This is a genomic window from Martelella sp. UBA3392 (genome assembly GCF_002358775.1).
Classification (GTDB): domain Bacteria; phylum Pseudomonadota; class Alphaproteobacteria; order Rhizobiales; family Rhizobiaceae; genus Martelella; species Martelella mediterranea.
The window spans coordinates 22,574-30,836 of sequence record NZ_DEPM01000067.1; the positions used below are offsets into that span (position 1 = coordinate 22,574).

7 protein-coding genes are annotated in these 8,263 nt (G+C 62.1%); 1 reads left to right on the plus strand and 6 read right to left on the minus strand.

What is annotated here, in order from left to right; translation table 11 throughout:
- Positions 1-798, plus strand: a 798-nt coding sequence (locus B4E36_RS05055) for an ABC transporter ATP-binding protein (RefSeq protein WP_345900062.1), incomplete at its 5' end; no start/stop codon positions are given.
- A gap of 3 nt (positions 799-801) precedes the next feature.
- Here B4E36_RS05055 and B4E36_RS05060 read toward each other — a convergent pair.
- From B4E36_RS05060 to B4E36_RS05085, 6 genes are all read right to left on the minus strand, one after another.
- The gene (locus B4E36_RS05060; RefSeq protein WP_292052434.1) at positions 802-1,299 is read right to left on the minus strand and encodes a cytochrome b; all 498 of its coding nucleotides are present in this window, start codon (positions 1,297-1,299) and stop codon (positions 802-804) included.
- A 119-nt stretch (positions 1,300-1,418) separates the two neighbouring features.
- Positions 1,419-2,825, minus strand: a complete 1,407-nt coding sequence (lpdA, locus tag B4E36_RS05065; protein ID WP_292052435.1) for a dihydrolipoyl dehydrogenase — start codon at positions 2,823-2,825, stop codon at positions 1,419-1,421.
- Positions 2,826-2,855: 30 nt separating this feature from the next.
- A complete protein-coding gene (locus B4E36_RS05070; protein ID WP_292052437.1) occupies positions 2,856-3,908 on the minus strand; it encodes a DUF4241 domain-containing protein in 1,053 nt (350 codons plus the stop codon).
- Between the two features lie 109 nt (positions 3,909-4,017).
- A complete protein-coding gene (locus B4E36_RS05075; protein ID WP_292052438.1) occupies positions 4,018-4,632 on the minus strand; it encodes a LysE family translocator in 615 nt (204 codons plus the stop codon).
- Between the two features lie 22 nt (positions 4,633-4,654).
- The gene (gene odhB / locus B4E36_RS05080) at positions 4,655-5,899 is read right to left on the minus strand and encodes a 2-oxoglutarate dehydrogenase complex dihydrolipoyllysine-residue succinyltransferase (protein WP_292052440.1); all 1,245 of its coding nucleotides are present in this window, start codon (positions 5,897-5,899) and stop codon (positions 4,655-4,657) included.
- A gap of 96 nt (positions 5,900-5,995) precedes the next feature.
- Positions 5,996-8,263: 2-oxoglutarate dehydrogenase E1 component (locus tag B4E36_RS05085; protein WP_345900063.1), on the minus strand; the 2,268-nt coding region annotated here is incomplete at its 5' end.

The following is an 8,263-nucleotide window of genomic DNA, read 5'->3' on the forward strand; positions in this document are numbered from 1 at the left end:
CAGTCCTACGCGCTCTATCCGCATCTGACGGTGCGCGAAAACATCGCCTTCGGACTGAAGGTGCGCAAGACGCCGGCCGCCGAGATCAACCGGCTGGTGGAAGAGGCGGTCGCCACCTTGCAGCTCGACAAGCTCACCGAACGCTATCCGCGCGAGCTGTCCGGCGGCCAGCGCCAGCGCGTGGCGATCGGCCGCGCGATCGTCGGCCAGCCGGAAACCTTCCTGTTCGACGAGCCGCTCTCCAACCTCGATGCCGAGCTTCGGGTACATATGCGCACCCAGATCTCGGAGCTGCATGCGCGGCTGAAGCGGACGATGATCTATGTGACCCATGACCAGGTCGAGGCGATGACGCTTGCCGACAAGATCGTGCTTCTGCGCGATGGCAAGATCGAGCAGGTCGGCAGCCCCGAGGACCTCTACGAGCGCCCGGCCAACCTGTTCGCCGCCCAGTTCATCGGCGCGCCGAAGATGAACATCTTCGAGCTGACGCCCGAATTCGAAACCCTTCGCGCCGCGAGCGGGCTTCCGCCCGAAACCCGCTATTGCGGCATCCGGCCGGACAGTTTCGAAATCACGTCGGAGGATCAGGGCGCCATCGCCGCGAAAGTCAGGCTGACGGAATATCTCGGCAATGCGCGGCTGGTCCACGCCGATGTCGAAGGCCACGGTCCGATCATCCTGGAACAGCCGGCCGGCCGCGAACTTGCCGCCGGCACCACGATCCACCTCGCCGCCGCGCCCGCGCATTGCCATGCATTCGACGAGGCCGGAAACCGCCTCGCAACAGCGCGGTAGCCGTCAGCCGGTCGTCATCCGCTTCAATATCCCGGTCTTCCAGTAGAACTGGTGGACCGCGACGGCGGCGATATGGGTGACGATCAGAAACCACATCACGAGCTTCATCTGATTGGCATGCGCCAGCGCGGCTGCGCCGCTGCCGAAATAATAGCCGGCGATGCCGGCAAGCGGCATCACGATGAACATCAGATAAAACGTCCAGTGCGCCACCTTCGACAGCAGCCGAAAGATCGCCGGCTCGCCCTCAGGCTCGGGCGGCACGCCCTGGATGAAGCGCAACGCCAGCCGGATCAATGCTAGAACGAGTACCGTGATCCCGACATAGGCATGGATGTCGGCCGAGAGCTGAACATCGTCCGGAATGGGCTTGTTGCCGTAATACAGAACGCCCCAGCGCACCAGATCATCGGAAAACAGCAGGTTGAACAGAATCAGCAACGCCATGATCCAGTGCAGGGCGCGCTGCGAGCGCGAAAAGGAAACCGGAGTCGGACGCACAGGATTTACCCCTCTTATCAAGAGCTTGTTCGGATAAACCATGAAACGAAAATGCGGCCTGCAAAGCAAGCCGCACTTTCGAAGGTCACGAAGTTTTCATGAAGCAGGCGGAAAGCGCCTTACATGTGGATCGGCTTGAAGAACGCGCCGAGCGCCGCCTCCTTCACCGCTTCCGACATGGTCGGGTGTGCGTGGCAGGTACGGCCGAGGTCTTCGGCCGAGCCACCGAATTCCATCAGCACCGCCGCCTCGTGGATCATCTCGCCCGCGCCGAAGCCGACGATATGAACGCCGAGGACGCGGTCGGTCTCCTTGTCGGCGAGCACCTTGACGAAACCGTCGGTCGCCTCCATCGCGCGAGCCCGGCCATTGGCCATGAACGGGAACTTGCCGATCGTGTAGGCGATGCCGTCCTTCTTCAACTCTTCCTCGGTCTTGCCGACGGAGGCGACTTCGGGTTGGGTGTAGACGACGCTCGGGATGACATCATAATTCACGTGGCCGGCCTGACCGGCGAGGATCTCGGCGAGCGCCACGCCCTCGTCCTCGGCCTTGTGCGCCAGCATCGGGCCCTTGACCACATCGCCGATCGCATAGATGCCGTCGACGTTGGTCTTGAAGTGGCCGTCGATTTCGACCCGGCCGCGATCGTCCAGCTTGACGCCGGCCTCTTCCAGGCCGAGGCCCTCGGTATAGGGCTTGCGACCCGTCGAGATCAGAACGATGTCGGCCTCGATGGTCTCGGCATCGCCGCCCTTGACCGGTTCGAAGGTCACCTTCGCGCCGTTTTCGGCCTTCTCGACCGCCGTCACCTTGGCGGACAGCTTGAAGTCAAGGCCCTGCTTGACAAGCATCTTCTGGAACTGCTTGGAGGCTTCGCCATCCATTGGCCCGAGGATCTTGTCGAGAAACTCGACCACGGTCACCTTGGCGCCGAGACGCGACCACACCGAGCCAAGCTCGAGGCCGATCACGCCGCCGCCGACAACGATCATCTTTTCCGGCACCTTCTTCAGCGCGATGCCGCCGGTGGAGGAAACGATGGTCTCCTCGTCAATCTCGACATCGACGCCCGGAATGCCCGCGACATCGGAGCCGGTGGCGATCACGATGTTCTTCGCCTCAAGCTCCTCGGTCGAGCCGTCTTCCTTGGTCACCTGCACCTTGCCGGGCGCGAGGATCTTGCCGGTGCCCTGAATGCCGTCGATCTTGTTCTTCTTGAACAGGAAGGCGACGCCTTCGACATTCGACTTCACCACCGCGTCCTTGTGGCCCATCAGCTTCTCGTGGTCGAGTTCGACGCCGGAAAGCTTGATACCGAGGCTTTCCATGCCATGGGCGGCGTGTGCGTAATATTCCGAGGCATGCAGCAACGCCTTGGAAGGGATGCAGCCGATATTGAGGCAGGTGCCGCCATAGGTGGCGCGCTTCTCGACGACGGCGACCTTCATGCCGAGCTGCGATGCCTTGACCGCGCAGACATAGCCGCCGGGACCGGAACCGATTACGATGAGATCATATGCCATTCTTCTATCCTCTGCTTGGGCGGAAACCGCCTATTGTTCGGCGTTTCCGCTTTCGAGTTGTCTCAACAGCGCCATCAACTCCTCGGAGCGTGGCGGTATCTTTCCGGTTTTGCGAGCGCCTTCGTTCAGATCTTCCGCATAACCGTAATAACTTTCGATCCACTCCGAATCGACCGCACCGGGCTTGGCGCGCGCGCCAGCGTCCATCATGATCTTCAGCGCCTCTGCGTTGTTCAGCCTGATCGCCTCCGCCATGAATGACCCACCCGTAAGGATGACCGGATCCTCGGGTTTGATCCGTTTGTCGTCGACATAGGCGGCAAAGCCATTCATATCGCCCGTCTTCATGGCGTCATATGCGGCGACATTATCCGCTTTTTGCTGCTCGGTCATCGCATCCAGCGCCCTGCGGCTGGCAAGTTCGCCGGGCTCCAGCCCCTCGCCGTTCTCGATCACATAGAAATCGATAAAGGCAAGCACCGGGCTGTCGTCTGCGGCAAACCCCCATATCACCGGGTAAAACCCGTCGCCCCAGCCTGACTGGCCGATCGCCGCCGCACCGAAATCGCCCTCTATGGGATGGTGGAGCACATGCTCATCATTGCTGTCGCCCGGCAGCGCCTCGGCGAGCACATCGTCGTAATAGGAGATATAGTCGTCACCGCGCCTTTCGCGTTCCTCGGCGTCGCGCTTCTCCTCGGCGGCGGCAAAGCCGCTATTGGCAAATGCGGCAAGTCCGGTGTCGACCGGAATGCCATAGAAATAGCCCTCTTCGAGGTCTTCCACGTTTTGTCCCGGTCGCGTTGCCAGTTCGAAGCGCTCGACCGGCTCATCCGAGAAACGGATCACCAGAAGCGCGGGTCGGGCATATTCTTCGTCGCCCCGGATGAACGTCACCGGGTAGACGCCTTCAGGAACCCTCCGTTCGAATGGTTCCATTTCCGGCATCACCAGCGGGTCCATCGCGACGAGCCGGCCATCCGGCAGTTCAAGCTCGCCGATCGGGACTTCTACCAGATAGTTCGCCTTCATGGCCGCATTGTCCATGGAGAAGACTTCGAGATTGCTGGAGACGGCAGCCATATCGAAGGGCTCCTTTTTCTGACAGCCGGCAATCGTCAGCGCGACAGCCAGTGCAGAGACAATCGAAGCGGACGAAGACATGACTGACGGAAAACTCCCTGGCATGTTGTCAGCGGCTGGAGAGCGCCAGCTTCAGTCCGAAACCGGCAAAGGCCAGCGCCACGCTGCGCCGCATCCATACCATCGCCCGCTCGCTCGACAGCACCCGGTCGCGCATCAGCCCGGAGAACTGGCCGTAGACCACGAAGACGGCAAACGTCATCGCCATGAACACGGCCGACATCGCCAGCATTTCCAGTATCGGCGAGGCAGCGGCGGGCGAGACAAATTGCGGCAGGAAGGCGAGGAAGAACACGGAGAGCTTGGGGTTCAGGATGTTGATCAGAAAACCGTTGCGCGCGATCGCAAACAGGCTGCGCCGCGGCGTCCCCTCGCCCGAGACCCTGAGCGTACCGCGATCCCTCAGCGTCTGCCAGGCGAGATAGAGCAGGTAGGCAACGCCCGCGAACTTCACCGTCTGGAAAAGAAGCGCGCTGGTGTGAAACAGCGCGGCGAGACCGAAGACGGAAGCAAGGATCGCCGGAATGATGCCGAGCGTGCAGCCGAAGGCGGCCGCCACGCTTGCCATCCTGCCCTGCGCCAGCCCGGTGGCGAGCGTGTAGACCACGCCCGTGCCGGGAGCCAGAACAACGATCAGCGCCGTAATCAGGAATTCGATGCTCATGTTCGGCCCCCGGTTTTGCTGATCAGAGATCGAGAACGAGGCGTTCGGGATCTTCCAGCGTTTCCTTGACGCGGACCAGGAAGGTCACTGCCTCCTGACCATCGACCATGCGGTGGTCGTAGGACAGCGCCAGATACATCATCGGGCGGATGACGACCTGGCCGCCGATCGCCATCGGCCGCTCCTGGATCTTGTGCATGCCGAGAATGCCCGACTGCGGCGCGTTCAGGATCGGCGAGGACATCAGCGAGCCGTAGACGCCGCCATTGGTGATCGTGAAGGTGCCGCCCTGCATGTCCGCCATCGAAAGCTGGCCGCTACGGGCCGCCTTGGCGAGACGCGCGATCTCGGCCTCGATCTCGGCAATCGACATCTGGTCGGCATCGCGCACGACCGGGACCACGAGGCCCTTGTCGGTGCCAACGGCCATGCCGATATGGCAGAAGTTCTTGTAGATGATGTCGGTGCCATCGATCTCGGCATTCACCGCCGGGATTTCCTTCAGCGCATGGCAGACGGCCTTGGTGAAGAAGCCCATGAAGCCGAGCTTGACGTCGTGCTTCTTCAGGAACAGGTCCTTGTACTTGTTGCGCATCTCCATCACCGCCGTCATGTCCACCTCGTTGAAGGTGGTCAGCATCGCGGCCGTGTTTTGGGCGTCCTTGAGGCGCTTGGCGATGGTCTGGCGCAGGCGGGTCATCTTGACGCGCTCTTCGCGGTCGGCATCCTCAACCTTGGATGGGCCGCGCGCCGGCGCCTTCGTGTCCGACGGGGCCGGAGCCGATGTGCCCTTGGCGGCGGCGGCAATCACGTCGCCCTTCAGGATCTGGCCGCGCTTGCCGGTGCCTTCCACCTGATCTTCCGAGATGTTCTTCTCGGCCATCATCTTGGCGGCGGCGGGAGCGGCCGGCATGTCGCCGGATTTGCCCTCGGCCTTTTCTTCGGACTTGGCCTCTTCCTTCGGCGCTTCGTCCTTCTTGGCCTCTTCCTTGGGCTTTTCTTCCTTCTTTTCGCTGGCGGCAACGCCATCGCCTTCGCCGATCTGGCCGAGCAGGGCATTCAGCTCAACCGTCTCGCCTTCGGCAGCAACGATTTCCGACAGCACGCCGGCGGCGGGTGCGGGAACCTCGATGGTCACCTTGTCGGTTTCAAGCTCGACAATCGGCTCGTCGGCGGCAACCGCGTCGCCGACCTTCTTGTACCAGGTGCCGACCGTTGCCTCGGTAACGGATTCGCCCAAAGTGGGAACGCGGATTTCAGTGGCCATTTCAAAAGTCCCGATCTTGATAATGTCTGTTTCAAAACGCCTTGAGGCGGTCTGCGCATGCCGGGCTCCTCGACCGGCATGCTGGGAAAGTTCAAATCACTCGCCGAGCGCGTCTTCCAGGAAGGCCTCGAGCTGCGCCAGATGGCGCGACATCAGGCCCGTGGCCGTGGAAGCAGCCGCCGGACGGCCGGCATAGCGCACCCGTGTGTGCTTGGCGTCGATATGGGTCAGCACCCATTCCAGATAGGGCTCGATGAACGACCATGCGCCCATGTTCTTCGGCTCTTCCTGGCACCATACCATTTCCGCGTTCTTGAAGCGCGACAGCATGTTGATCAGCGCCTTGGCGGGGAAGGGATAGAGCTGCTCGACGCGCAGCAGGTAGATGTCGTCGATGCCGCGCTTCTCGCGTTCCTCGAACAGGTCGTAATAGACCTTGCCCGAGCACAGAACCACGCGGCGGATCTTGGCGTCCTTGACCAGCTTGATCGGCGTGTCGTGCTCGACCGCGTCATCCCACAAGAGACGGTGGAATGCGGTTTCGCCCGCCATTTCCGACAGCGTCGAAGTTGCCCGCTTGTGGCGCAGCAGCGACTTCGGTGTCATCAGGATCAGCGGCTTGCGGAAGTCGCGCTTCAACTGGCGGCGCAGGATGTGGAAATAGTTCGCCGGCGTGGTGCAGTTGGCAACCTGCATGTTGTCCTCGGCGCACATCTGCAGCCAGCGCTCCAGACGGGCGGAGGAGTGCTCCGGGCCCTGCCCCTCATAGCCGTGCGGCAGAAGGCAGACGAGACCGGACATGCGCAGCCATTTGCGCTCGCCCGACGAGATGAACTGGTCGAAGATCACCTGCGCGCCATTGGCGAAATCGCCGAACTGGGCTTCCCAGAGCGTCAGCGCGTTCGGGCGGGCCAGCGAATAGCCGTATTCGAAGCCGAGGACGGCTTCTTCCGAAAGCATCGAGTTGACGACTTCGTAGCGGCCCTGCGCCTGATGGATATGCTGGAGCGGGATATAGCGCTCCTCGGTTTCCTGATCGTAGAGCACAGAATGGCGCTGCGAGAAGGTGCCGCGCTCGACATCCTGACCCGACAGACGAACCTTGAAGCCCTCGTGGCAGAGCGCGCCGAAGGCCAGCGCCTCGCCCATGGCCCAGTCGATCCCCTCGCCGGTCTCGATCATCTTGGCGCGGTTGTCGAGGAAGCGCTGCACGGTGCGGTGCACGTTGAAGCCTTCCGGAACCTCGGTCAGCTTCTTGCCGATTTCCTTCAGCGTCTTCATCGGAACCGAGGTCTTGCCGCGACGCAGTTCGTCGGCATTGTCGGCGGCGCGCAGGCCCGACCACTCACCGTCCAGCCAGTCGGCCTTGTTCGGCTTGTAGGAGGAGCCGGCCTCGAATTCCTGTTCGAGGAAGTCCTTCCAGTCGGAAAGCATCTGCTCGAACTCGTCCTTGGTGATCAGGCCTTCCTTGATCAGCCGCTCGGCGTAAAGCTGGGTCACGGTCTGGTGACCGCGGATCGCCTTGTACATCTTCGGCTGGGTGAAGGACGGCTCGTCGCCCTCGTTATGGCCGAAGCGGCGATAGCAGAACATGTCGATGACGACCGGCTTGTGGAACTTCATCCGGAACTCGGTCGCGATCTTGGCGGCATAGACCACGGCTTCCGGATCGTCGCCATTGACGTGGAAGATCGGCGCCTCGATCATCTTCGCCACATCCGACGGATAGGGCGAGGAGCGCGAGAAGGCCGGGTTGGTGGTGAAGCCGATCTGGTTGTTGACGATGAAATGCACCGTGCCGGCAACGCGATGGCCGCGCAGGCCCGAAAGACCCAGAACCTCGGCCACCACGCCCTGGCCGGCAAAGGCGGCATCGCCGTGCAGCAAGAGCGGCATCACCTTGGCGCGCTCCGAAAGCGGAACGATCTCGCCCTCGCGCTGGGTGGCGAGAATATCCTGCTTTGCGCGGGCCTTGCCCATCACCACCGGATCGACAATTTCCAGATGCGAGGGATTTGCCGTCAGCGACAGGTGGACATTGTTGCCGTCGAACTCGCGGTCGGAGGACGCGCCGAGATGGTACTTCACGTCGCCCGAACCCTCGACGTCGTCGGGCTTGAACGAACCGCCCTTGAACTCGTGGAAGATCGCGCGATGGGTCTTGGCCATCACCTGCGAGAGCACGTTGAGGCGGCCGCGATGCGGCATGCCGAGCACGATCTCCTTCAGGCCCAGCGAACCGCCGCGCTTGATGATCTGCTCCATCGCCGGGATCAGCGATTCACCGCCATCAAGGCCGAAACGCTTGGTGCCCTTGTACTTGACGTCCAGAAACTTCTCGAAGCCCTCGGCCTCGACCAGCTT